Source organism: Alcaligenes sp. GW821-FHT11D07 (genome assembly GCF_058808495.1).
The window spans coordinates 188,087-209,906 of sequence record NZ_JBXART010000003.1 but is presented as its reverse complement, the minus strand read 5'-3'; the positions used below and the strand labels follow the sequence as shown (position 1 = coordinate 209,906).

The 21,820-nt window shown below is 57.4% G+C and carries 17 protein-coding genes; 9 read left to right on the top strand and 8 right to left on the bottom strand.

Annotated elements, in window-relative coordinates:
• Positions 1-106: 106 nt before the first annotated feature.
• Both AC1RSM_RS13970 and AC1RSM_RS13965 read right to left on the bottom strand, forming a co-directional pair.
• The gene (locus AC1RSM_RS13970; RefSeq protein ID WP_492933151.1) at positions 107-1,756 is read right to left on the bottom strand and encodes a long-chain-fatty-acid--CoA ligase; all 1,650 of its coding nucleotides are present in this window, start codon (positions 1,754-1,756) and stop codon (positions 107-109) included.
• Between the two features lie 142 nt (positions 1,757-1,898).
• Positions 1,899-2,783 carry a LysR substrate-binding domain-containing protein gene (locus AC1RSM_RS13965; protein ID WP_492933150.1) on the bottom strand — a complete coding sequence of 295 codons (885 nt, stop codon included), beginning with the start codon at positions 2,781-2,783 and terminating at the stop codon, positions 1,899-1,901.
• Between the two features lie 152 nt (positions 2,784-2,935).
• Here AC1RSM_RS13965 and phnD point away from each other — a divergent pair, with 152 nt between their 5' ends.
• From phnD to phnX, 5 genes are read left to right on the top strand one after another with little or no spacing between them, the layout of a single operon-like run.
• Positions 2,936-3,787 (top strand): phosphonate ABC transporter substrate-binding protein, encoded by an 852-nt coding sequence (gene phnD / locus AC1RSM_RS13960; protein ID WP_492933696.1) that lies wholly within the window; start codon positions 2,936-2,938, stop codon positions 3,785-3,787.
• Entirely contained in the window at positions 3,784-4,605 is an 822-nt protein-coding gene (gene phnC / locus AC1RSM_RS13955; protein WP_492933149.1) for a phosphonate ABC transporter ATP-binding protein, read from the top strand. The genes phnD and phnC overlap by 4 nt, the downstream gene beginning before the upstream one ends.
• 59 nt (positions 4,606-4,664) lie before the next feature.
• On the top strand, positions 4,665-5,423 hold the full coding sequence (gene phnE, locus AC1RSM_RS13950) for a phosphonate ABC transporter, permease protein PhnE (protein ID WP_492933695.1): 759 nt from the start codon (positions 4,665-4,667) through the stop codon (positions 5,421-5,423).
• 25 nt (positions 5,424-5,448) lie between these two features.
• The gene (psrA, locus tag AC1RSM_RS13945; RefSeq protein ID WP_492933148.1) at positions 5,449-6,561 is read left to right on the top strand and encodes an iron-containing alcohol dehydrogenase PsrA; all 1,113 of its coding nucleotides are present in this window, start codon (positions 5,449-5,451) and stop codon (positions 6,559-6,561) included.
• Between the two features lie 46 nt (positions 6,562-6,607).
• The gene (gene phnX, locus AC1RSM_RS13940; protein ID WP_492933147.1) at positions 6,608-7,450 is read left to right on the top strand and encodes a phosphonoacetaldehyde hydrolase; all 843 of its coding nucleotides are present in this window, start codon (positions 6,608-6,610) and stop codon (positions 7,448-7,450) included.
• Positions 7,451-7,511: 61 nt separating this feature from the next.
• On the opposite strand, the gene AC1RSM_RS13935 is transcribed toward phnX, so the two are convergent.
• From AC1RSM_RS13935 to AC1RSM_RS13915, 5 genes are all read right to left on the bottom strand, one after another.
• Complete coding sequence (locus AC1RSM_RS13935) at positions 7,512-8,402, bottom strand: LysR substrate-binding domain-containing protein (protein WP_492933146.1); 891 nt, start codon at positions 8,400-8,402, stop codon at positions 7,512-7,514.
• A 58-nt stretch (positions 8,403-8,460) separates the two neighbouring features.
• A complete protein-coding gene (locus tag AC1RSM_RS13930; RefSeq protein ID WP_492933145.1) occupies positions 8,461-10,608 on the bottom strand; it encodes a phosphocholine-specific phospholipase C in 2,148 nt (715 codons plus the stop codon).
• A 72-nt stretch (positions 10,609-10,680) separates the two neighbouring features.
• A complete protein-coding gene (locus AC1RSM_RS13925) occupies positions 10,681-10,923 on the bottom strand; it encodes a hypothetical protein (protein WP_492933144.1) in 243 nt (80 codons plus the stop codon).
• Positions 10,924-10,934: 11 nt separating this feature from the next.
• Positions 10,935-13,196, bottom strand: a complete 2,262-nt coding sequence (locus AC1RSM_RS13920) for an alkaline phosphatase family protein (protein WP_492933143.1) — start codon at positions 13,194-13,196, stop codon at positions 10,935-10,937.
• An 81-nt stretch (positions 13,197-13,277) separates the two neighbouring features.
• Positions 13,278-14,225 (bottom strand): LysR family transcriptional regulator, encoded by a 948-nt coding sequence (locus tag AC1RSM_RS13915; RefSeq protein ID WP_492933142.1) that lies wholly within the window; start codon positions 14,223-14,225, stop codon positions 13,278-13,280.
• Positions 14,226-14,412: 187 nt separating this feature from the next.
• Between AC1RSM_RS13915 and AC1RSM_RS13910 the strand changes: the two genes are divergently transcribed.
• The 3 genes from AC1RSM_RS13910 to AC1RSM_RS13900 all read left to right on the top strand — a co-directional run bounded on the left by AC1RSM_RS13910 (position 14,413) and on the right by AC1RSM_RS13900 (position 20,096).
• Positions 14,413-15,513, top strand: coding sequence for an alkene reductase (locus AC1RSM_RS13910; protein WP_492933141.1), 1,101 nt, complete (start codon positions 14,413-14,415; stop codon positions 15,511-15,513).
• A gap of 39 nt (positions 15,514-15,552) precedes the next feature.
• The gene (locus tag AC1RSM_RS13905; protein ID WP_492933140.1) at positions 15,553-16,575 is read left to right on the top strand and encodes a zinc-binding alcohol dehydrogenase family protein; all 1,023 of its coding nucleotides are present in this window, start codon (positions 15,553-15,555) and stop codon (positions 16,573-16,575) included.
• Positions 16,576-16,769: 194 nt separating this feature from the next.
• The gene (locus tag AC1RSM_RS13900; protein ID WP_492933139.1) at positions 16,770-20,096 is read left to right on the top strand and encodes an autotransporter domain-containing protein; all 3,327 of its coding nucleotides are present in this window, start codon (positions 16,770-16,772) and stop codon (positions 20,094-20,096) included.
• A gap of 121 nt (positions 20,097-20,217) precedes the next feature.
• Here AC1RSM_RS13900 and AC1RSM_RS13895 read toward each other — a convergent pair whose 3' ends face one another.
• Positions 20,218-20,745: a DUF2478 domain-containing protein gene (locus AC1RSM_RS13895; RefSeq protein ID WP_492933138.1), complete on the bottom strand. Its 528-nt coding sequence runs from the start codon at positions 20,743-20,745 to the stop codon at positions 20,218-20,220.
• A 290-nt stretch (positions 20,746-21,035) separates the two neighbouring features.
• On the opposite strand from AC1RSM_RS13895, the gene AC1RSM_RS13890 reads away from it, so the two are divergent.
• Positions 21,036-21,785, top strand: coding sequence for an IclR family transcriptional regulator (locus AC1RSM_RS13890; RefSeq protein ID WP_492933137.1), 750 nt, complete (start codon positions 21,036-21,038; stop codon positions 21,783-21,785).
• Positions 21,786-21,820 lie beyond the last annotated feature (35 nt).

Genomic DNA, 21,820 nt, shown 5'->3' with positions numbered 1-21,820 from the left:
TGCCCCCCGAAAGCTGGATATCAATCCCAGCCTTCGGGGGGCAGTTCTACGCGTAGCTTAAGGAACCGGATTAAGAGTTTTAATCCAGCGATTCCGTGTCTCTTTTTTAAGCAGTATTTTTACTTTCAGCCGCCAGCCTGTCCAAATCCTCTTGGATCAGTTTGCGAATGGCAGTTTTCAGCAGCTTGCCGGTAGCGGTGTGGGGTAATTCTTCCACCACGATTAAATCGTCCGGAATACTCCACTTGGACACCTGCTCGCTGAACAAATCAATCATGTCCTGCTTGGTGAACGTCGCGTCCTCTTGCAACTGAACGACTAGAACGGGACGCTCGCCCCAGCGTTCGTCGGGCTTGGCAACGACGGCTGCTTCTTTAATGGCCGGGTGTGCCTGAGCAATGTTTTCCAGTTCGATGGAACTGATCCACTCCCCACCGGATTTCACCACGTCTTTGGTCCGATCCACGATCTGGATAAAGCCGTCCGGATCAATGGTGACGACATCACCCGTATTGAACCAGCCGTCCGCAGTGTGGGCGGAAGTATCGTCGCTGTTGAAGTACGACCCCGCAATCCAGGGGCCGCGCACCATCATGGCGCCAAACATCTTGCCATCGCGGGTGATCGGTTCGCCATTGTCGCCATCGACACGGAACTCCACCCCAAACAGCGGCCGTCCCTGCTTGGCCAGCAGTTTGAGCTTCTCGTTCTCGGGCAAGGATTCGTGTTTGGGCAGCAAAGCAGCGGCCAGACCCACCGGGCTGGTCTCGGTCATGCCCCAGGCGTGGCGCACTTTAACGCCCAGCTTATGGAAGCGGCTGATCATCACCGGCGGTGCGGACGAGCCGCCAATCACCAGGCGTTGCAGCGTGCTGAAGGTCTTGTTGTTGGCTTGCATCCAATCCAGCAGCCCTAGCCAGACGGTGGGCACGCCCGCCGTCATGGTGACGCCTTCGTTTTCAAACAAGGTGTGCAGGCTGGCTCCGTCCAGCTTCGGTCCCGGCAGCACCAGCTTGGCTCCCACCATCAGGGCCGCGTAGGGCAGGCCCCAGGCGTTGACGTGGAACATGGGCACGATAGGGGTGATGGTGTCGGAGGCAGACAGGCTCAAGGCATCGGGCATGCTCAAGGCAAAGGCATGCAAGATGGTGGAGCGGTGGCTGTACAGCACGCCCTTGGGATTGCCGGTGGTGCCTGAGGTGTAGCACAGGCCCGAGGCGGTATTTTCATCAAAGTCCGGCCAGTCGAAATGCTCGGACTCGCTTGCAATCAGGGTTTCGTAGCACAGCAGATTGGGCAGCAGATCGGACTGAGGCATGTGCTCCTCATCCGTCAGGATGACCACAGCCTTGAGCTTGGAGAGCTGATCGGCCAAGGCTTCCAGAATGGGTACAAAGCTAAGGTCGGCAAACAGCACGCTGTCATTGGCGTGTTCAATGATGTAGCCGATTTGATCCTGAAACAGACGTGGGTTGATGGTGTGGCACACCAGGCCCGAACCCGAGACACCGTAATACAGTTCCAGGTGGCGGTAGCCGTTCCAGGCCAGGGTTCCCACACGGTCGCCGTGTTGCAGCCCCATTTTTTTGAGCGCATTGGCCAGTTGCTGGCTGCGCTTGGACATGTCGGTATAGGTGTACCGGTGAAGGTGGCCTTCAACAGTTTGCGAAACGATTTCTCGGTCTGCGTGGTAGTTCGCTGCGTGACGCAGTATGGATGACACTAGCAGTGGGGTATTCATCATCATGCCAAGCATGGTCTTCGTCCTCCCTGGGAGTAAATCAAACAGAACTGACGGGCCTTAATACCGGTAAACGGGGATGCAGCTAATGGATGAATTTACACCACTGACTGTCGTGGCCTCTGTATGCACAGTAGCCTAAAACTCACAAATCAGTCTATGTAGTCGTATGTATTTCCTTGCGCAAGGCCAAGGCTTCTGTGAAAAACTGTCCTATCATCCGGCTCTCCCGGCGCTCTGCTAAACAGTAAAGATAAGTGTCCGTACGAACCGGATCACCTTGGATGCGTACCGCTTTAAAACGGTGGTCGGGAATGAACTCGGCCTCGGAGACCGTGCCCACGCCCAGGCCACGGGCCACGGCCTCACGCAGAGCCTCCCGGCTGCCAATTTCCATGACGGCACGAGGCCGTATATTTTCTTTGTCCAGTGCCGCTTCCAGGCAGGCGCGGGTGGTCGAGCCCGACTCTCGTTGCAGCAGCGGGGCATCGTGCAGGGCAGACAGCGGCACGCTGTCATGACGGGCCAGTGGGTGTGACAGCGGTGCAAACAAGATGACGGCGTGGCTGGCGTAATGCTCTGCATGAAAAGCCGGGTCTTCGCAGGCCCCTGCCAGCACCGCGATATCCGTGGCGTAGTTGGCCAGATCGGCCAGCACCTGGGCGGAGTTCCCCATATGAATGGAGATATCCACGCCCGGAAACAGCTTGTGATAAGCCTCCACCATCTCAATGACATGAAACGGCCCCACAGCTCCGATGCGTAAACGCCCCACATGCAGCTTGCCGCTGTCATGCAGCAGGTTGAACGCGTCAATTTCCAAGGCTCCCAATTGCTGGGCGACCGGCAGCAAAGCCAACCCGACCTGGGTCAGTTCAATGCCGCGTCCCCGGCGATGAAAAAGCTCCACATCGTGTTGTTGCTCCAGGCCCTGTACTTGTTTGGTGACAGTGGGTTGGGCCAGTCCCAGGGCACGGGCCCCGGCGCTAAAACTGCCGTTTCGGGCAACGGCCAGGAAAGCCCGTAGGCGTGCGGCGGACATATAGACTCCATCTATAGATGACTGATGTTTTCAATCCTAAATCGATAATATGAAGGCAATGTGACCTTCCTAAGATATCGGCATTCCTCCTACAACCTTTAAGGACGACTGCCGTGAACAAGAACGTACTTCAGACTGCCCGCCGCTCTTTCATCGCGGCGACGGCCGCCACTATTATCTTTTCCGTGTTTGGTACTGCTGCCCAGGCAGCCCAGGACACCCTGACCATTGGCTTGATCCCGGCTGAGGATTCGCAAGCCATGATCGAATCCAGCAAGCAGGTGATCGAGCAACTGGAGCGTGAATCCGGCATGAAGGTGGAACCCTTTGTAGCCACTGACTACAACGGCATCATTGAAGCCCTGCGTGCTAAGAAACTGGATGTGGCGTACCTTGGCCCGTTCTCCTACGTGCTGGCCAGCTCAGTCGCGGATGTGGAAGCCTTTGCCGTGGCCGTGACTAAAAAGACCGGTAAAAGCGCTTATAAAAGCCTGATCGTGGTGCGTGCGGACAGTGGCATCGACAATGTGGATCAGCTAAAAGACCGCACGTTTGCCTTTGTGGACCCCAGCTCGACCTCGGGCCATCTGTTCCCTAAAGCCGGTCTGGAAAATGACGGCTACAAACTTGACGAGCTGTTTTCCCGCGTGGTGTTCTCTGGCTCGCACGATGCCAGCCTCTTGGCTGTTGCCAATAAGAAAGTGGATGCCGCCGCAGTGGCTGACCGTATTTACGCCAGCGCGATCTCCAAAGGCCAATTGGCCCAGGGTGATCTGAAAGTTGTCTGGTCCTCCAGCGATATTCCCGAGTCGCCCATGGTGTGGCGCAAGGATCTGGACCCTAGCGTAAAAGAGAAAGTCGCCAAAGCGTTGGCCAATATCAAAGATGTACCTTGGGGTGACCAGGGCATGCTCAACGGCTTTCAGCCGACCAGCGATGCCGCCTACAACGTAGTGCGCGACACCGCCAAAGTGCTGAACCTGGATCTGCGGAGCATGAAATGATCCGTTTGCGTGGCCTGAACAAGTGCTATGGCAGCAATAAGGTGCTTTGCGGTGTGGATATGGAGGCTTCAGCCGGCGAGTTTCTGGTTGTGCTGGGCCAGTCCGGCGCGGGCAAGTCCACCTTGTTGCGTTGTATGAACCGGCTGGCCGAGGCGGATACGGGCGAGATGTCCGTGGCGGGTATCAATGCCATGTCGGCACAAGATACGCGTGCCTTGCGACGCCAGGTTGCCATGATTTTCCAGCATCACGATGTGGTGCCGCGCCTGTCAGTGCTGCGCAATGTATTGACGGGGCGCTTGGGTGCGGTCCCGGTGTGGAGTTCCATTCTGCAACTGTTCAGCCGTGCCGATATTGCCTTGGCCAAAGAGTGTCTGGAACGCGTGGGCCTTAGCCATAAAGCGCAGGCTCGCACGGACTCATTGTCGGGCGGGCAGCGTCAGCGGGTGGGCATTGCCCGTGCGCTGGCGCAGCGCCCCCGCATTATTTTGGCGGACGAGCCGGTAGCCAGTCTGGACCCTAAAACTGCTCGTCTGGTGATGCGCTATTTGCACGATGCCAGCCGGGAGCTGGGCATTACGGTGGTCTGTAACCTGCATCAGGTCGACTACGCCCGTGAGTTTGCAGATCGCATCGTGGGCTTGGCACATGGCCGTGTGGTGTATGACGGCGCTCCCGATCAGATGACAGAAGATGATCTGACACGCATCTACCCCGGTCCTGAACCTGGGCAGAGCAGTGCGGAGTCTCAGCAAAGCGGTGGCGAGGCGGCTTCATTCCTGGCTGAGCCACTGGCAATTGCCACTAAGGGAGCTTGATCATGGACAAGAAATATTCCTGGGTCATGGATACGCCTACCAGCTTTAAAGGCTGGGCCATGACGGCCCTGATGGTGGCCGCGATTATGGTGGCGTTGCAATGGAGTGCCGAAGGCGCGCAATTGAGCGCAGCTGAATTTGCTGCTGGCCTGCCGCAGATTGCGGACTTTTTAAGCCGTACTTTCCCGCCGGACTGGAGCATTCTGGGCAATTTGATGGCGCCCGCAATCGAGACAATCCAGATTGCAATCTGGGGCACGGTGCTGGGTGTAATTGGGGCGGTGCCCGTCTCTTTTCTGGCAGCCCGTAACTTGAAGGTGAACCGTTATCTCTACGGTTTTACCCGCCAAAGTCTGAACGTCATCCGCAGTATCAACGAGCTGATTCTGGCGCTGGTGTTTGTTGCAGCGGTGGGGCTGGGCCCATTTCCCGGCGTCTTGGCTCTGGCTGTGCATGGTGTTGGGATGCTGGGCAAGTTTTTTGCCGAAAGCATTGAAGAGATCGATCAAGGTCCTTTGGATGCGCTGCGTGCTACTGGTGCTCGTCCCTTGCAGGTCATTGTGTTCGGTGTGTTGCCCCAGGTGATTACCGCTTGGATTGCCGTGATTTTGTATCGCTTCGAGGTCAATCTGCGTTCTGCCACCGTGCTGGGCATGGTGGGAGCCGGTGGTCTGGGCTTTGAGCTGGTCAGCAGCCTGAAACTGTTCAAGTACCAGGAAACGGCGACCTGCATTGTGGTCATTACCGTGATGGTGGTGGTGGCAGACCTGATTTCCAACCGCCTGCGCGAGGCTATTCGCCACAACGGGCGCGACTGATTGCAGTTTTTTATTCGAGATTGTTATGTGGCATTTTTTCAATCCAGTTCAGATTGATGCAGGGCCAGGCGCTTTTGACGGTCTGCCTAAGCTTGTGGGAAACCGACGCGCAATTTTGATCGCCTTTCCTGAAGCACGTGAGCTGGGGCTTTGTGATCGTGTGCAAGCCTTGTTGGGCGAGCAATTGCTGGCGATTGAAACCGATATCCAGCCCAACCCGGACGTGTCCTGGTTGGCTCCCCTGTATGAACGCTTGTGGCGTGATCATCCCGACGCAGAATGCATCATTGCCCTGGGCGGCGGCAGCGTCATTGATTGTGCCAAAGCCATGTTGACCAGCACGCCTTCGGGTACGTTTGCTGAACTGCTGGATTGCCTGTCGGGCAAGGCCAGCCTGAGCCAGCCTCCAGGGCAGGTGCGTAGCCTGATTGCCGTGCCCACCACGGCAGGAACAGGTAGCGAAGTCACCCCCTGGGCAACGATTTGGGATAAGGGGCAGGGGCGTAAATATTCCTTGCACCTGCCCTGGACCTGGCCTCAGGCCGCCATTATTGATCCGGCTCTGATGTGCAGCCTGCCTGCCGCAGCCACCTTGGCCAGCGGACTGGACGCCTTGTCCCACGCGCTGGAGTCTTTGTGGAACATCAACCGCAATCCGGTGTCCGCCAGCCTGGCGGTCTCGGCAGCACGCCAGATCATCCGTCACTTGCCTTTACTGATGCAGGATCTGTCCAGCCTGGAATTGCGTGCCGAATTGGCGGTGGCCGCGGCTATGGCCGGGCTGGCGTTTTCCAATACTAAAACGGCGCTGGCGCATTCCCTGTCGTATGACCTGACCTTGGAGCAAGGCTTGCCGCACGGCATTGCCTGCTCTTTTAGCTTGCCGCATGTAATGCAAATGGCCTTGGGACAGGATGCGCAGCTGGACCACCTGCTTTTATCTATTTTCGAGGTGCAGGACAGCGCGCAAGCAGTTGCGGCCTTGAGCCAGTTTCTGGATCAGTTGAGGGTCAGTACCGATCCGGCCGCTTACGGGGTGTCGCCCGAGCAATGGCAACAACGTATTGCTCAAGCCCTGCAAGGTCCTCGTGGACGTAATTTTATTGGTGCACATGCTCTGGATGCAGTGCAGGTATGAGTCCGGTTTTACCCTGGCTCGGTTTTAGAACTGAAGGTTTTACACAATGACTCAGAATTTCAAGGCTCTGGACACGCTTATGTCGGACAAGGTCGAGGCCGTTATTTTTGACTGGGCAGGCACGCTGGTCGATTTCAGCTCTTTGGCACCGACACAGATTTTTGTGGATGCCTTTGCGACCTTTGGCATTCATATCAGCCTGGAGCAGGCGCGAGGTCCCATGGGGTTGTCCAAGCGAGATCATATCCGCACGCTCTTGGCGACCGACTCCATTCAGGGCCAGTGGCTTGCCCAGTTTGAGCGTGGATCGACAGATGCGGACATTGACGCTATTTACGAGCGTTTCATGCCCATGCAAATCGAAAAGGTAGCGGAATATTCGGCACCGATTGAAGGGGCGGCTGCCGTATTGGAACAGTTGCGTGCCAAGGGCATCAAAGTGGGTTCTTGCTCGGGCTATCCACGTCAGGTTCTGGACGTCTTGTTGCCTGCAGCGGCTAGTCAGGGCATTGCTCCAGACTGCATCATTGCCGGTGACGAGATGCCTGCGGGTGGCCGACCCGGTCCTTTCATGGCTTTGGCCAACGTTCTGGCTCTGGGTGTCGGTGATGTACGCCGTTGCATCAAAGTGGACGATACCGTGCCAGGCATTGAAGAAGGTCGCCGTGCAGGAATGTGGACGGTGGGCTTGAGCCTGTCAGGCAATGAAGTGGGGCTGTCTTTGGCAGAGTTGGAAAAAGCCGACCCGGCCGAGGTGCAAGCACGAGTGGAACGCGCCAGCGAGCATTTGCGTCAGTCGGGTGCCCATTATGTGATTGAAACGGTTGCGGATCTGCCGGCCATTATTCAGGTCATTCAGGCACGTTTGGCCCAGGGCGAAACACCCTGATTCTGCGGGGGCGTTGAATCAGGACGGATAAGAAGGGCGGGGCCTTAAGCCCCGCTTTTTTTTATGCCGCGTCGCTGCTTGCCAAGGCGCTTTGATGATGGGCGATGGCTTCAAAGAAAGCGGCCACCAGGCGCGACTCACGACGCTCATGCAGACAGCAGACATGGATTTGCGTCCAGACCGGCTCGTTCTGGATGCGGACCACACGTAAACGGGGATCTGGCACGTATTCGGATTCAGATACCGTGCCCACGCCCAGCCCTCGTGCTACAGATTCGCGCAGAGCCTCCCGGCTGCCGATCTCCATGGCCACATCCACTTTGATCTTATGTTCATGCAAGGCATCTTCCAGCGCCTTGCGTGTGGTGGAGCCTTCTTCTCGCATCAGCAAGGGTTCGCCAGCCAGTTCATCCAGCGCGATGCTCTCGCGCCGGGCAAAGGGGTGGTCGTGGCGCACAAAAGCAATGACGGGGTAGCGGGCATAGGGCTGCATATAGTAGCGGCGCTGGGGCTGACAACTTGCCACCACGCCTACGTCACAAACGTATTTGTCCAGATCGTCCAGCACCAGCTCGGAGTTTCCCAGCTTCACGGACAGCTTGATGCGCGGATAGACCGCGTGAAAGGATTCGATCAGTTCGGTGACGTGATACGGGCTGACGGCACCCAGCTTCAAGGTGCCGTAATGCAGCTTGCCACTGCCATCCAGCATTTGGCGCATATCCGACTCTAGCGAGATCATGCGCCGGGCCATGGGCAGCATTTCCAGCCCCAGGGTGGACAGGTCCACACGTCGGCCTCGTCGATGAAAAAGCTCGGCCCCGTATTCGCGTTCAATCATCTGTATTTGTGAACTGAGCGTGGTGTGGCTCATGTTCAAAGCCCGCGCGGCGGCTGAAAAGCCGCCGTGCTGGGCCACCATGACGAAGGCCCGAATTTGGTTGAGCGTCATCGTGTTTCTCTAACTGTTTTTCCGAGACTGGCGGCCCTATCTTGCCTGAGCAATATGACTAGCGTGCGACACCCATGGCCGGATCGCTGATGCCATCAAGACCGGTTTCCAGGCGGCCCGCAAAACGACGCTCAAAGTGATCGCCCATCGTGGCGGTGAAGTCATACCAGTTGGCCGAGGCCTGCAGCGACCAGCGTGCGTCAATCTGCATGCCGGGGTCCACGGTATAGACCCAGGGGCCATCCTCCCGATACGCATTGGCCATCACAGTGACGGTAGCGGGCTCGGTGCCCATATTCATGATGGTCAGTGCCACGCTGTTGGCCTTGGGTTCGTAGCACACGCGCACTTCGGGTTTAGGGCCCTGACGCAGCTTGTTGATATTTCCCTTGAAATGACGGTGGTAGCCATTGGGGCCTAGTACCCACAGGCTGTATTCGCCATTTTGGTCGGCACTCACTGTCCAGGCATCCGAGATCATCTTGTCGGCTTCCACGGTAAAGCGACGTGGGAAATCGGACAGGTGCAGCTCGTCGTACACATGGAAAACAGTGCCTTGCGTGCCGGTATTGCTGAAGGTCAGCCAGACTTTGTCCTTCTCCAAATCGACATTGGCGCTGGTATGCAATTGGTAAGGCAGGGCGCGTGAAGGGCGCAGCATCAAAGCCTGTTCAGGCATGGCCTCCGAGCCTACTGGTGGCATAGGCACCTTACCTGCCTGGGCCTGCTGGGCCAGTGTGGCATCGGCCTGATCGCGGCTAGGCGCGGGGACCAGGGCGGGCTTGTTGGCATTGGGGGATTTGAAGTCAAAGCAGGAGCGCATATCGCCAAAGACGGCACGGCGCCAGGGGCTGATATTGGGCTCTTGCACGCCAAAGCGTTGTTCCAGAAAACGCAGCACGGAGGTGTGATCGAACTGCTGGGAGTTGACCCAGCCGCCCACGCTCCACGGGGAAATAATCAAGGTCGGCAAACGCGGACCTGCCCCAAAAGGGCGGCCGTCGGGCGTTAGCTGGCGTGAATCGCCGTCAGGGGCGGGCATGGTGTAGTACTCATTGGAGACATCAACCGTGGATTTGCCCTCCAGCGAACCATCGCGGTTGCGCCATGGCGGGGCTGGTGGAGGCATGTGGTCAAAGAAGCAGTCGTTTTCGTCGTAGTTCACGATCAGAACGGTCTTGCTCCATATCTCCGGCTTGGCCGTCAGGATGTTCAGCAAGCGTTCCAGATACCAGGCGCCCTGGCCGGGGACGCCCATGCTGGGGTGTTCGCTGTAGGGGCCGGGGGCAACAATCCAGCTGACCTGGGGCAAGGCACCCATCTCGATATCATCGGCAATGGCTTGCAGAAAGCCGCCATCGGGCATGGTGTTGCCAAAGCCTTTGTATAAGGGCGACAGAGCTTCGATTTGCGGCGAATAGGTGACCGAGGGCGAACCCATCGAGGCCAGCTCTTCATTGACCTTGCGGTAGGCAGCAAAGGCCACCAGCTGGTTATTGTTGCTGTTATTGCCGGGGCGGTTATAGACCTTCCAGCGCACCCCTGCTTCTTGCAATCGCTCGGGGTAGGTGGTCCAGTCCAGCCCGTCTGCGGATGGCCCCAGGCCGCCCCAGTTGGAGTTGGTGACGCACGCGCGACCCTTCACGTTGGCCCCGTTGCTGCCGCTCCACAAGAACATGCGATTGGTAAAGGTGCCGGTGTTGATGGAGGTGTGATAGGCATCGCAGACCGTAAAGGCATTGGCCAAAGACCAATGAAAGGACAGGTCAGATTCTTTCAGATAACCCATGGCCACATTAGTGTATTTGGCTTTGGGCCAGGAGGCCATGCGCCCGCCATCCCACGCTTCTTGCTGGTCGTTCCAGTCGTGTGCTCCGCCTACGCGCAGGGCATTGCCTTTGGTGGCGTCCAGGTAATAGGGCTGGACGGTGCCATCGGTTCCTTTTTGGCGCCAGACGGATTCGCCCGAGGCCATCGGGATGGTGAAGCGGTCACTAAAACCACGCACGCCGGGCAGGGTGCCGTAGTAGTGATCAAAAGATCGGTTTTCCTGCATCAGGATAATGACGTGCTCCACGTCATTGATGGTTCCGGTGGCATTGTTGGCCGGGATGGCCAGCGCTTTTTGAATCGCAGGGGGAAACGGGCCCAATGCAGCGGCACTGGCTGCCAGTCGCAAAAAATTACGACGATTGATGTGAGTCATGGGAAAGCCTTGTCGATAAAGAGTCGGAACAGGGCCAGGCGTGGCTTTAGCCACCGCCTGGCCGCTACGCGCTTAAGGGGCGCAGTCCAGTTGCGAGTTGGGTGTGGGCTGCTTGTCCGTGCCTTGCTCGCCCAGGGAGCCTGTGGCCGGGGGCGTCACAATAGGGACTTGCTCGCTGCCGGAGCCTGAATTGCCGCTCGACGGGGGGGCATCGTCACTGCTGCTTGAATCACTGCAGGCGCTCAGCAGCAGGGCTGTGGCTCCGGCCAGCAAGACGGTGCGCAGCGAGCTCCCGATAAGGTTTAAAGAGTTCATAGTGGGCTCGCTTATTGGGTGGACAGGCTGGACAGTGGCTTGTTGGACCAGTAAATCGATTGCAGCTCGTCATCCGTCAGCACTCGGTTCCACATGGCCAGATCACCAAACATTTGCTGGGTAGCGGGGGCTACGGAGCACTTGCCCGCGGTATAGGGTGGCGTTACCGAGCCATTGCACTTGTTCATCAGGAATTTACCGGTGCCATCGTCGCCAATACCCCATTGCGGGAAGGGAGAGAGCTTGGACAGGTCAACAGCGCCTGTGGATTTGCCTGCGGCAACTTGGGTGGCTTGGCCGATGACCGGATCAAAGATCTGCATGTTCATCTTTTTAGCGACGCCATCAACCGCAAAGGCAATGTAGACCCAGCGTCCCACGGGAATCTGTGTGTAGGGATTGGTGGGGCCATCGGCACGAACACCGCCCGAACCAATATTGAAGGCCACGCCGCACTGGTTCTTGGTGGAGCTGTTGAACAAGCCAATTGCCACACCAGCATTGCCACCGCTGACATAGTTCTTGTTGGACAAGATCGTGACGTTATTGCGGTCAATGCACTGCGGCACCTGATACCAGAAACCAATAGTGAACTGCGGGCTGCTGCCGGTGGAGATGTCAAAGCCTTGGGCCGGCGTCATGCGGTAGCCTTCCAGTCCTTCCACGGTGACATGGTTGGTATCGACCAGCAGACCATGCGTACCGGTAAAGGGGCCGGGAACGACCACGCCAGCCGCAGGGGGCAGATCTGCGGAGGCAGGGGCCATGCTGCTATTGCCTTGGGCATCGACAGGCGGCAGGGTCGCGCTGAAGGGGTAGTAAGAGAGCAGGCCGTTACGCAAGGTGGTGGCCAGGGGAACCGGGGGCAAATAGGCTACGGGCGGGCTGATCAGATTGCGCCATGCAGCCTCTTCGCCCGAACCCGCTTGCACGGTGTAATCGAACTGGTAGGTGCCTTTGGCGGACAGGTCCGCTGTGAGCTGATTGTCGGTATAGCTTTGAGTTCCTGCGGGTAATCGAGAAGCAATGACCTGACCGTCCCGCAAAATATCAATAGAGGCATCCGCCGGGCCCTTCCAGTCCAGCTTGATCGCAACCGAGGACGAATTGTTGTCCACAACCGTAGCGTTCAGACTGGATACGGCTTGCGGGCCGATCAGGCTGCTGCCATCCAGCTTGTAATCTGCCGCCTGGGGCAGCGTATCCAGATAGCGCATGGCGGTGGGCGCAACATCAACCAGGCTGTTGTATTGATATAGCTCTGGCAGGGTTTGGGGCAGACTGGCCCCTATGCCTTGCTCGCCCGTGTTCAGGCTTTGGTTGATAGCCAGAAAAGTGGCTGCCTGGGGCAGTAGCGGCAAGCCATTGTCTTGCCCGTGTTCGCTCAGGCCATGATTGCCCGTCACGATAATCAGCCATTCGCGTTCTTGCTGCTTGGCAGTAGCGTCAATCAGGCTGCCGATTTCCTTATCCAGCTTGTTTAGGGTGGCGCTGTAGTCCGGTGATCCCACCCCAAAATCCAAGGCTGCATCTTTGGCCGAGCGGTACTGCACCAGCACTTTGCGGTAGTCCCCTTCGATCATTTTCAGGGCTTGAGTGGACACGCAGGACAGCGTGACCGCTTGCGAGGAACAGTCGGCCAGCTCATGCAGGCGCTCGGCATCGTGGTCTGCCTTGAGCAAGTGGGCCAGACCGCTGGAGGCGACTGCTGCGGCGTTTTGCCCCGGCTGCACGGAGTGAAACAGGCTGTTTTGACGCAGTACCTGATCCGGAGCGGTAGACACCACGCCGTGGCGATGCGCCCAGGTGCCGGTCAAGAGGCTGGCCCAACCGGGCATATCCAGATTGGCTTGCTGGCTGGGGGTGCCCACGACACCACCGCTATAGGCCAGTTGCACATTCAGCTTGGCCAGATTGGGCAAGGTGCCAGCCGCAATGCCTTGCTGCACTGCGCTGTAAGTGGCGCCGTCCAGATCAATAATCAGGGCGTGGCGGCTGGTGGGCGTCTCCGGTTTTTCCGGATTGGTGGGGGTTTCCGGGTCCGTGCCTGTGGCTGGGCCTGAGCCGGTGTCGGAACCACCACAAGCGGCCAAGGCGGCCGACAAAGTGGCAACCGCTACGGCTTTTAGCAAGCCGCTTTTACCGGGGCCATTTCGGCCAAGGCGGGGGGCCTGTATTGTGCCCGCCAGATCGGCATCCAGATTCAGGTGTTCAGTAGGGTAAGGAAAGCCGGGCCGCTGGGTGGCGGAGCGGGCCGTGTGCGCGTGTCTCATGATTCGATTGCCTTGTCGCTGACGTTAAGAAAGGATCGATCGAATTAGAGCAAGGCAGCATGACGGCCTTGGGTCGATATCCTAGACGTTCATCGTCGTTGCTGCGTATTGGTTCGGCAGATGGTGCTGGCGCTCCCATTGCTCCAGCCGCTGAACAATGAATTGGTGCAGCTGGCGCAAGAGGGGGGTGATTTGCTGACGGCCCGCCGCCAGCAAATAAAGGGGCGAGCTTTCGCATATCCAGTCCTGGCAAATGGGCAACAAGCGCCCGTTCGCCAGATCATCAGCCACATCAAAATAGGCCTTATAGGCAATGCCTTTGCCCAGCAGGGCCCAGCGCCGCACGACATCCCCATCGTTGGACACATTGACGGCACGCACCCGCACCACTGTGGCCGGCTCATTGGCCCCTTCAAACTTCCAGCGGTCATGAACCTCACCCGCCAACATAAAGCACAGGCAGTCATGCTCCTGTAGTTCGGAAGGGGAGGCAGGTGTCCCGCGCAGTTCCAGGTACGCAGGAGATGCGCACAGAATCCGGCGGTGTTGAGGGGCAATGGGCAGCGCTACCAGATTGGAGTCCGCCGGCTGGCCGTAGCGAAAGGCGGCATCAATGGGCTCGCTATACACATTGGCGATGCGATCGGACAAATGCAGGCGGATATCAAGGCCAGGATTCAGGTCCTGGAATTCGTTGAGTAAAGGCAAGAGCACATTGCGCCCCAAATCTGAAGGGGCGGCCAGCTTGAGCTGACCACGCGATCCTGGCCTGCCGCTGGCCAAATGCAGGCTGGCTTGCTGCAAGGCGGACAAGGCGGGCCGACACTGCGCCAGAAAAACCTCGCCTTCGGAGGTCAGCCGCAGATGGCGTGTGGAACGCAGAAACAGTTGGACGCCAATCTCGGCCTCCAAGCGTTTTAAGGCCGCGCTGGCGACAGCCGGGCTAATACCCAGCGCCCGTGCTGTGGCGGACAGGCTGTTGCTGTCTGCGGTACGAACGAAAATTTCCAGATCTTGCAGCGCTTTCATGGGCAGCCTTGATGAGCTAAGTACAGCGTGGGAGTAGTTCGCCTGAAAACCGGGTAAGCAGGCAAATTATTGTGCCACTTTCAATTATTTTTTGAAAATAGCTTCAAGCATCTGCCTGTTTTTCTGATGTGCCCGCGCGAGCATACTGTGATCTCCCTTTTAATCCTGTCGATGAGGCATACGAATCATGGGCTTAGCTGCACCTACCTTATTTTCTTCTTTACGCCTGGGCAGCCTGCAACTGCCTAACCGCATTGTGATGGCTCCCATGACCCGTAGCCGTAGCGATCAGCCCGGTGATATTCCGAATGCCTTGATGGCCAAGTATTACGCCCAGCGTGCCAGCGCGGGCCTGTTGATTACCGAAGCCACCCAGATTTCTCGGCAGGGACAGGGTTATAGCTTTACCCCAGGGATTTACACCCAGGAGCAGGTCGAAGGCTGGCGTCTGGTAACGGATGCCGTGCATCAGGCTGGTGGCCGCATTGTGTTGCAACTGTGGCACGTGGGCCGGATGTCTCATGCCAGCTTTCATGCAGATGGGCAGACAGTTGCTCCTTCTGCTTTGTCGCCTCAGGCCCAGGTCTGGGTGGTGGGGCAGGACGGCGTGGGAAGAATGGTCGACTGCCCGGTGCCGCGAGAGCTGAGCATCCAGGATATTGCCGACGTGATCGAGGACTATCGCCTTGCTGCCGCCCGCGCCATGCAAGCTGGTTTTGACGGGGTAGAAATCCATGGGGCAAATGGTTATCTGATTGACCAATTCCTTCGCACCACATCCAACCATCGCCTTGATGAGTACGGTGGCAGCATGGAAAACCGGGTCCGTTTTGCGCAGGAGGTGGTGGCCGCCGTCGTGGGTGAAGTGGGGGCGGACCGCACGGGGATTCGTCTTGCGCCTTTCATTACCCAACGCGCCATGAACTGCCCGGAAATCATCCCGACGATCTTGCATCTGGCCTCCAGCCTGGATAAAACGGGCTTGGCCTATATCCACCTATCGGAGGCCGATTGGGATGAGGCCCCCTTGATTCCTGAGCAATTCCGTCATGATCTGCGTGACTGCTTTTCTGGCCGGATTATGGTGGCGGGTAAATACGATGCCTCAAGAGCCGAGCATATTCTGAGCGCCGGGCTGGCTGATCTGGTGGCATTTGGTCGCCCCTTTATTGCCAACCCGGACCTGCCTGCCCGCATAAGGGAGCAGCGCCCCTTGGCCGCTTTTGATCCCCACACCCTGTTTGGGGGTGATGCACACGGATATTCCGACTATCCCGGCATGCAGTAAACCGGGCTTGCCTGAATTATTATTTTTCAAGGAAAGAAGATGAAAGCGATTGCATACAAAGTCCCCCAGGCTATTGAACATCCCGAGTCCCTGTTGGATATCAACGTGGCTGATCCAGTCGCCACGGGTCGGGATTTGCTGGTGCAGGTCAAGGCAGTATCAGTTAATCCAGTTGATACCAAGGTCAGAAAAGGGGCTAAACCAGCGGATGGCCAGGAGTACAAAATATTGGGTTGGGATGCCAGTGGCATTGTGCAGGCGGTTGGGCCCGAGGTCAGCTTGTTCAAGCCGGGCGATCGTGTCTGGTATGCCGGTTCCATCGCGCGTCAGGGCACCAATAGCCAATTGCATTTGGTCGATGAGCGTATCGTGGCCCTGGCTCCCAAGTCGCTGGATTTTGCTGCGGCTGCCGCTTTGCCTTTGACCACCATTACCGCCTGGGAAATGCTGTTTGATCGCTTGGGAATCGCGCCCGGCAAGGCTCCTACGGGGAAAAGTCTGCTGATCGTGGGGGCGTCTGGCGGCGTGGGTTCCATCTTGACGCAATTGGCGTCGCGCCTGACGTCCTTGACGGTAATCGGGACGGCCTCGCGTCCGGAAACACAGGCCTGGGTGCGGGAGTTGGGTGCGCATCATGTCATCGATCACAGTAGGCCTCTGGCTGCCGAGCTAGAGCGCGTGGGCTACCCGCAGGTGGACTATGTCGTCAGCCTGACGCACACCGATCAGCACTTTGAGCAGATCGTGCAAGCGATTGCACCGCAGGGAAAATTTGGCTTGATTGATGACCCCGCCAGCCTGGATATAGGTCTGCTGAAGCGTAAATCTGTCTCATTGCATTGGGAGTTCATGTTTACCCGCTCCCTGTTCCAGACGGACGACATGCTGGCCCAGCACCGCTTGTTAAGCGAGGTCGCCGAGCTGATTGATGCCGGTTTGATTCGTACTACCTTGAGCGAGCGCTTTGGCACCATCAACGCCAGCAATCTGAAAAAAGCTCACGCCTTGATTGAGTCCGGCAAGGCTCGAGGCAAATTAGTGCTGGAAGGCTGGGACGAATAAAGCGGCCGCTGGGGATGAGTGGGTCAAGCTGCTGGCAGCACTGCGTTGCCAGATGCCGACTGCGCGTTTTTCGTTGTATAGATTAAACGTATCCTGTGCGCTATTTTGGATTACTGTGCTCGCTTGGAGGCTGTCCCTAGGGCGTTTACTACAAGGGCCGCCTTGTTACTCCCCAAAACCCGGAATCCAAGCTCATGTCGGCAACTTTTAAAACCCTGCTCAGTGCCGGTGCCTTGCTGTTGGTTTCGGCCAGCGCCCAGGCATATCAGGCCGAAACGATCTACAACAAGAAAGGGGAAGCGGTATTTGAGCTGCGCCTGTTTGGTACGCAGGACGAGTCCTATTCCAAGGATGACCCGGTCAATGGGCCAAGATCCGTTTTTGATTTGGACGACAACGCCCAGCTTAAAATTCGAGGCGCGCTAAGTCGCTGGGCCGATATCCTGTCTTTGAAGCCGGGGTATGTGCCAGCCATTGTCAATGTCGGCACAGTGGGGCATGCGGACGCCCGTGCAGGTACCTCTGTAACGCCTGACCCAGACTCGGGGGGCTCGCTTTACCTGCTTCTTCCTCAAGCGGCGCTACTTAATAAGCTGGACAGCGACCAGCTCAAGCTCCCTCTTGCCGAGGTTGTGGTGGGGACTATCGCCTTTGATACTGCGGCGCTCCGGCCCAGCCAGCTTCCCTTGAATGAGCAAGCAGATTATTCGGCTGTAATGTTCCATGAGTTTGGACATACGCTGGGGATGATCGGTATTGCATATGACTACTTGGGGCCAGGGTCGAAAACGCCTTACATACGTCCGATTCTGACTTCTTGGGCGCAGGGTTTGCGCGATGACAATGGCAATGAGGCCCGGCCCGGACAAGCGATTCTGTGTTCGATGTGCAATAACGCTTACGATCCGGACGCGTTTGATCTGCGCAAGGACCAAGGCTATTTCACGGGCCAGCATGTGCAGGAAGTGCTGGACGGTGCAATGCCTGGCATTCCGGTTCGGATCTTGGGCTATCAGGGTAAGAAGCCGGTCTATGTGGATACTGATTACATGGGGCATTCGGAGTTGCGCAACAGTTTGATGAGCCACCAGTCTTATCGCAATTACACCAATATGATGGAAGCGGAGCTGGCATCCTTGCAGGATATGGGCTTGCAGATCGACCGGCGCAATTTTTATGGCTATTCCGTCTACGGCGATGGGCTCACTTTGACCAGCAAGAATGGGTTTTTCGCTCGTAATAGCGAAGGGACTGCTTACCTGCCGGGCCAGTACAACCAGGCGACTCAAGGCGTGGGGCTGCATATTTATGGTGAGCGCAACACCCTGACCCAGGCGGCGGATTTGTTGAGTGCAGGTCCGGGTGGAGTAGGTGTACGCGTGGATGGTAGCGAGAGCACGCTCATCATCCCTGAAAGTACCCGTATTCATGCACAAGGCTGGTATGGCCGTGGCCTGCAGTTCAGCTACGGTCGTGAACATACGATTGTCCAGCGGGGCGAAGTGCGTGCTGAGGGCGAAGACGGCGTCGCTGCGCTGTTCGACTTTGGCAATAATGTGATGGGCAATTTTGCGGATGGTCTTGAGGGCGGAGACTATCGTGGCTCCTGGTTTTTGAATTACCAAGGTACCCTGATTCCTGCCGAGAGTTTGCCTTTGGCTTTGCAGGGCGCACTGATCAAGGATTACCATTTAGCCGGTCTTTTGTCGGGCAAGAAAGCCGCTATCCAGATTTCCAGGAATGCCCAGGTTGAGAATATCAATATCATGCAGGGAGCCCGGATTCAGGGCGATATCCTGTCTGACTATTCCACTCGTCAAAGCAATGGCGAGCTGTTTGTCACCCATGTGAATTTCGGGCAAAAGGCAGATGCACAAGGGCGTGCCACGCTACAGGTCGATCCCGATTTCCGTCTGCGTTACGACGGCAATATTCAGGGCGTAGACAATTTGGCCGTGGTGATTGCCGGGGGCGAAAGCTCGCTGAACGGCCAGCACCAGCTGCATGGCCTGCGTGTGGATGCAGGCGCTACGTTGAGCGGCAATAGTCGCTACTCCATTAACTCGGAAGGTAATTTCATTAATCACGGCACCTTGAGTCCGGGTAATTCCTTTGGTCAGATGACGATTCAGGGCAATTTTGTTCAGGCCCCTGAAGGCCGCATTCTGATCGAGGCGGATACTCGCCAGCATGATCGTATTGAGGTTCAAGGTCTGGCTCAATTGTCGGGCGAATTGAAGCTGCAATTGCAGCCGGATTGGTACGCCGATGGCTGGTCCTTGAGCCCGAACACGGTCTTTCAGGCCACACAGACCCAGGGTGGTTTTGATCTGCTGACAGCCAGCCGGAATTCGCCCAGCCTGAGCGTGCACGTGAATAACGATGGCTGGTCGGTCAGCCGTCAGGCAGCAGCTTACTCGCCCTATGCCGCTGATCCGAATGCGGGTGCGGTAGGCCGTAGTCTGGAGCAGGCTTCCACTGATAATCAGCGCCCCTTGGCCTCTATCTACCAGGCCTTGGACTTCTCCAGCGCGGATGGTAGCGAGATCGGTGATGCACTGAGTCAGTTAAGTGCCGGTGCTTACGGGGCTCAATTGGCTGCGAGCTTGCGTCGTGAGCAATTGGTGTCCGAGCAACTGCGTCAGCGTCCTGGTCTGGTCAAGGATGGCTGGCAGACTTTCATCCAGCCTTTTGGTGGCCGCTATCACTGGCAGTTAAGCAGCAATGATGTAGACCACCGCAGTCAGACTTACGGAGTTGTGTTCGGTGCTGAACACCGCGCTGCTGGTAGCGACTGGAGCTTGGGTGCCCATGCGACTGCCAATGAGCAAAGCTTGAATATAGACGCCCCTTATCAGGCCAAAAGTACGCTGACCGGGCTGGGAGCCGGTGTGCATGCTTTGTACCGCGCTGATGCTCGTGAGGGTTGGAAAGGTCTGGCGCAAGTCCGCATGGGCTTGGAGCAGGGCAAGCTGAACCGACGCATCGCGTTTTCTGATTATCAGGCAAATCCCAAGTCTGACTGGACCGGCCATACTTTTGCAGCGGGCATTCAGACGGCCTATAACTGGCCCTTGGGCGAGGCAGGCAGCATAGGCCCGGTTCTGGCTTTGGATTATCTGCGCTACAGCCGCCCTGGTTTAGGTGAAGAGGGTGATGCAGGCAGCCGCTTGCAACTGGATTCGGCCCGCGCTCATTCTTTGCAGGCGTCGCTGGGCTTGGCCCTTACTCAGGCTTGGGAATTGAAAGAAGGGCGCCGTTTGCAGGCGGAGGTTTCCGCCTTGTGGGAACAGGCTTTGCTGGGACGCAAGCAGACGCAGTACGCGCAGTTTGAGGCTTCGCCGCAGACAGGCTTTGATGGCCGCTATGCTCGTGTCGATAGCCATGCGTTGGCATTACGGGCGGGCTTGACGCTGCAAAGCTCCGAGCGTTTGCGTGTGGGTGTGTCCGCAGGGACCCGCTTGCTGGGCAATAGCCGAGCCGATATTTCAGGCAATGTGTCGCTGAACTGGGCGTTCTAAGCTCGGGTAGCTTGGTCTTTGAAAGGCTTGCTGTCTGCCGGTTGTGGCAGCTTGATAAGGGGCTGCCAAATAGACCCTGGCAGCTCCGCAAACTCGATCAAGGTAGTCCTGCCAGATGCCCTCAAGCTGCTTGACGGCTGCTCTCGAACCAGTCCCACAGCGCCTGGCGCTCCGGCGACAGTTCCACAGCCAGGCCGCCAGTAAATTCACGCCATGCAGGCAGGTACGTGTGGGCCACAACGGTCAGCACCGGGTAGCCTTGGTCGATCAAGGCCATGATCTCGTTATTAAAGCCCTGGCCGTCCGCTTCCATAATTCCAAAGCGATTCACAATCACCAGATCGGCGGGGCTTTCCAGCGCCTGACGCAGCACTTCGCTGGCCTCCATCAAGGCACCAATGTCCAGGCAACAGACGGTGGATTCTGAACCCAGATTTTGGGTGATGGGATAGAGCGTGCCCTTGTCCAGATCCTGCACGGTGCGCAGGCTATGGTCTTCCTTCTGGATTTCCGGGCCTTGCACCAGACCACAGACGCGGTAGTTTTTCGCACGCAATTCCTGCACAAATTCCAGCAACAAGGCGTCGGCGCTGCCTTTGCCTGCATGCACAATGGCCGCAAGGGCAATAGGCGTAGAAGTGGTGTCCATCGGGGTTTGGCTCCGGGCTGATGTTTTGTCTGGCGATGAAAGACTCTTTGTACACGCTTTGGGTGATGGCTGGAAAGCGGAAAAATACCAGTGTGTTGAACCGGTGTTGGGCATTGTGAAGCGGTGGGCCAGTTGGTAATGGTTCAAGGCTGTAAGCTTGTGTTGTTTTAAACCAGTGTAAAGCGTTGCGAAAGCCGCTTGTCGCGTTGCTCTACGGGCTTGTCTGGCTATGGCCCGTTCCGGTTCCATGAGACAATTCATGCACTTTTAGTGATTGATGGGATATTCGATTGGACAAGACTTTTGTTAAGGGCCTGGTGCTCCTGGAAGCCCTGGCCAAGCACGAACGAGGCTCGGGCGTGACTGAGCTAGCCAATCAACTGATGCTCAATAAAAGCAATGTGCATCGTCTGTTGCAGGCCTTGGTGCACCAAGGCTTTGCACGCAAGAATGAAGACACTGGGCGTTACGAACTGACCATGAAGCTGTGGGAGCTGGGCTCGGGCCTGGCTAACCGCTTAGATGTGCGCGTGGAAGCCTTGCCTTTCATGAAGGAGCTGGCCGAGCAAACCCAGGAAACGGTGCATTTGTCGCTGCTGGACGGGGTAGAGGTGCTGTACATCGAAAAGATAGACAGCCCCCAGCCGGTGCGTGCCTACACCACCGTGGGTGGTCGTTCCCCGGCCCAATGTGTGGCAACGGGCAAGGCCTTGCTGGCCTGGGCCAGTGAAGAGACCCTGAATACGGTCAAAAATCGTTTGAAACCCTATACCCCACGCAGTCTGGTCAAGTTTGGCGATTTGCGCCGCGAGCTGGAACAAGTGCGCGAACAAGGCTATGCCATTAACCGTGGCGAGTGGCGTGAGCAGGTCGTGGGCGCGGCTGCACCTATTTACGATAGTCGGGGAATGGTGGTGGCTGCTTTGGGAATTTCTGGCCCTGCCGAACGGCTGGCAGAAGAAAGACTAGTTCAGGCCGGTAAAACCTTGATGACTGCGGCGGTGCAAATATCGCGTCGCTTGGGTTATAGCGCTGTGTAAACCCTTATAGCTATAGCCAGCGGGTCCGGCCTAGG